The 3,892-nt window shown below is 51.7% G+C and carries 3 protein-coding genes; all 3 read right to left on the reverse strand.

All coding sequences use genetic code 11. The annotated features are described in order from the left end of the window. Positions 1-161 precede the first annotated feature (161 nt). The 3 genes from ABR397_RS22075 to ABR397_RS22085 all read right to left on the reverse strand — a co-directional run bounded on the left by ABR397_RS22075 (position 162) and on the right by ABR397_RS22085 (position 3,657). Positions 162-560 (reverse strand): RHS repeat-associated core domain-containing protein, encoded by a 399-nt coding sequence (locus tag ABR397_RS22075; RefSeq protein ID WP_350307588.1) that lies wholly within the window; start codon positions 558-560, stop codon positions 162-164. Positions 561-637: 77 nt separating this feature from the next. Next, positions 638-1,090, reverse strand: coding sequence for a hypothetical protein (locus ABR397_RS22080; RefSeq protein ID WP_350307589.1), 453 nt, complete (start codon positions 1,088-1,090; stop codon positions 638-640). Then, positions 1,087-3,657: an RHS repeat-associated core domain-containing protein gene (locus ABR397_RS22085; protein ID WP_407072897.1), complete on the reverse strand. Its 2,571-nt coding sequence runs from the start codon at positions 3,655-3,657 to the stop codon at positions 1,087-1,089. The genes ABR397_RS22080 and ABR397_RS22085 overlap by 4 nt, the downstream gene beginning before the upstream one ends. Between the last annotated feature and the right edge of the window lie 235 nt (positions 3,658-3,892).

Genomic DNA, 3,892 nt, shown 5'->3' on the forward strand with positions numbered 1-3,892 from the left:
TTTGTTCCGGGGTATATCGGCTACGGCTCATGGTTCCTCACAAGGTTAAGACAAAAACCTAGCGTGCATGAACCGAATGAGAGGAGCAAGGTGAGTTCACCGGACGTTTACTGATTTCCAGGTGTTCCCGGCGGACCATATATATGCCCTGCTGAATGTTCCTAAATTACTATTTTGGAACCGTCTGAACGAGCGAAATGATATTCTCTCGTTACAATTGGTTTGTGGTTAGCATCCATTATTTGGTGATTATTTATATCAGTCAGTGGGACTCTTTTAACAGCACTTGGGTGCTGATTCATCGGTATTCCCGCATTTCTTTTTGCTGCTCTGAGCGCATCTTTTCTGGAGTTAAATTGGGCATTACACCCTGCTAGCCCCAGCGGGTCAATCCAATTGACCGGATCATGGACATAGCTGTACGGGTTAACGCCACCACTAAGATTCAGGGGGTCTGCCGATAAGTACTGTCCCGTTTCCCTGTCGTAATAACGGTGCCGATTATAAAATAAACCGCTTTCCTCGTCTTCGTACTGCCCACAGAACCGAAGATGATACATCAAGTTCCGCCCTTTATTGAGAGTCAAGCAGAACAGGGCCGGAAGATCACAGGGATCTTTCCGACTTTATTAATTATCTATATATCAATTTCAATTATTAAGTTATCAACCCATACGTCAAAGTTATTTTTAGACATTAAGAATAGAGCATCCAATAAATCAGAACACTTTATTTTTTCATAATGATTATCACTGAGATCCTTTTCAGCAAAAAAACTGATAAATAGCCTAACATATGTCAATTTATTAGCTAATATGAATTTTTGAACAGCATCGCTAAAATCTATTATTCTTTTTGTAGGTTTTTCATATTCTTTCCAATCCTCAAACTCACCGGAGAATGTTTTATCTATAAGATCAATAAAATACTCATTACTACGTTCTTTAAAGTAATCCAATTTCACGCATTGAATTTCATCATTAAATTTAACTTCAAAGCCAATATCCTCAAATAAAGACATTGATGACGGTGGATCACTTTTATCCCAATCAAATGATATTAACTGAGAACAATCAAAATTACCTTTCATTGATTATATTTTCCATTATATACATGATCATATAGCTGTTTTATATCTTTCGTAGAAGGTGATGTTACTCCACCATCACTAGTTTTTGTTCCTTGTGAGCCGTATATATCTCCAGTTTTAGGTGAAACATTTCTTACTGGCTGATGAACATGTGGACTAATACCAGCATGAGAATCCAATCCATAACGCTTAAATTGTCCACCGACTTTACCTTTATTATTATTAAAACCTGATGATTGGGTGAATAATAATGTTTCTCGGTCAGGGGAAACATGTAACTTCATGAAACCTTCTAAAGTCCTATCCTTAGGATTTGGTGCATTGCCGCCAAAATGAGAGGACTCTCTGGCTGCCTTACTTGCTGCAATATTATCAAGAACACCTTGTTTGATATTTCCACAATCTTTACCCGCCAACCCCAACGGGTCAATCCAATTGACCGGATCATGGACATAGCTGTACGGGTTAACGCCACCACTAAGATTCAGGGGGTCTGGCGATAAGTACTGTCCTGTTTCCCTGTCGTAATAACGGTGCCGATTATAAAATAACCCGCTTTCGTCATCCTCATACTGCCCACAAAACCGCAGATGACACGTCAGGTTGCGCTCGTCATTGCGCGTCAGTACCCGCCAGTACTCCGCTTCGCCCCAGGTCAGCAGCCGGCCCGCCCATATCAGTTCCCCGTCCTCGGTCAGGATTTCCCGCACCGTCCCCTGGTGGTCACTGACCACATAGTGCAGGGTGCCTTTCTCATACCGTGCCGACGGCGTCAGCGCCCCCGGCTCATACAGCCAGTGAATGCTCCGCTCATAAGCCACTGTCCCGTCCGCAAGAACCGGCGTCTCTTCTATCAGCTGGTCGCCGCTCCACAGGTAATCGTAACCGATAATTGCGGTCGGTTTCACCGCCTGACCGGCGTTGTCCCCTTCTTTTCGCTTACTGATACGCCGCCCGAAAGCGTCATAACCGTAACGCCAGCGCACCCCTTCCGGACTGATGAATCCGGTCAGTCGCTGTTGCCCGTCCCAGCGGTAACGCCAGGTCCGGGGCCGATGGCCGTACCGGCGCTCCGTTTTTTCCACCCGGCACCCGTTCTCATCATAGCGATAGGTGTTAGCGCCGTGCTGAACCACCCGCCCGGCCTGCTGCTCCTGATACGTCTGCCGCACGTCGTCGCTGAGCCGCGCCGGCACCCGCTTGTGGTAATGCATATTCTGACCGGCATCATACACAAACTGTTCGTCGCACGCGGTCGGACCACCAAACTGCGCCGTCACCACCTGGTCGTTCGCATTGTAGCCGTAACGGGTCTCCGCCCAGTGAGTGTCCTCAATACAGGCGACATTGTGCGCCGGATTGTAATGCCAGCGGCGGGTCACCGCACTGCCCGAGGGTGGATAATGCGGGTCCGCTTCGTGCCGTGTCTGTTTAAACAGCCCTGGGCGGCGCCCGGCCGTCTGATGGGCCAGCAGCCCGACCGGGGTGTAAGCCTGTGACTGGATAAAACCGGCGCCGCTTTCCCGCCCGGTTTCCCGTCCCAGCGGGTCATGCTGTATGTGCAGCGGGGCGTGGCCGTCAAGCTGCCACTGCGTCAGCTGGCCGCGCAGGCCGTAATCCCAGCGCAGGGCCGGCAGGTTATCCGCCTGTTGGCTGACCGGTAAACCGCTCAGGGCGTCCCACTGATGATGCACGGTCCGGCCGTTAAGGGTTTCCGTGGTGATATTGCCGGACGTGTCGTATTCAAATGCCACCACGGCGTCCGGGTTGACGGCGCGGATAAGCCGGCCTTTGTTGTCATAGCCGTATTCCGTGACTGCAACCAGCTGACACTGTGTTTCGTCTTCCTGCCAGACTTCCTGCCGGGTGAGGTGGTCTTCCGGAGTATAGCACCAGCGCAGCAGCTGATTATCCGGGTAACGGGCCAGTATTCTGCGCCCGGCCTTATCATACTGATACTGGATAGTCCGTCCGGTAAAGTCGGTTTCACCGGTAATCCGCCCGGCCAGGTCGCGGGTGTAACGGTAAGTTTCCCCGGTCGCGTTGGTCACAGCGGTCAGTCGGGTCAGTCTGTCGTAGGCAAACGTCAGGGTGGTGTTATCCGGGCGGGTGACGCGGCTCAGTAAGTCAAACGCCTCATAGGCATAACGGGTGACCCGGCCTTCCCCGTCGGTCACCGCCGAGACCCGCCGCTCACTGTCATAGTCCAGGGTCTGACGGCCCCCGTCCGGCAGGTGGATTTCACAGACACTGCCCGCCGGGCTGGCATGAAAGGGGCTGTGATGATAGCGGGTCTGCTGATGCAGGGCATCGGTTACCGTCAGTAACCGGCCCAGGCCGTCAGTGTCAAACCGGGTGATGGTACCGTCCGGGGCCTCAATTTCACTTAACTGTTGTTGTTCATAGCCGTAGCGCCAGGTGCGGCCGTCCGGCAGGGTATGGCGGAGGATTTCACCTCGTGGGCCGTAACGGGTCTCTTCAATCCGGCCCTGCGGGTCGGTGACTGCGTCCAGACTGCCCCGGTCGTTATAGTGAAGTCGCCAGGTATCGCCGTCCGGTTGTGCCACTGCGGTCAGCTGACCGTATTCATCGTAGTGGTAAGTGGTGCTGTCCCCCTGCGGGTTCGTGGAGACGGTCAGTTCCCCGTACAGGTTGTATTCACAGTGGACCGTGCGGCCTGACGGGTCAGTTGTAATGTTCCGGTGAACTCACCTTGCGTTGTCAGATAACCACAAAATGGGATATTAACTGAAGGGATTATCAGGCCAGGGCAACAGCTCATTCAACCGATTGTTCGGCCAG

The organism is Photorhabdus viridis, assembly GCF_040256935.1.
In the GTDB taxonomy this organism is placed as follows: Bacteria; Pseudomonadota; Gammaproteobacteria; order Enterobacterales; family Enterobacteriaceae; genus Photorhabdus; species Photorhabdus viridis.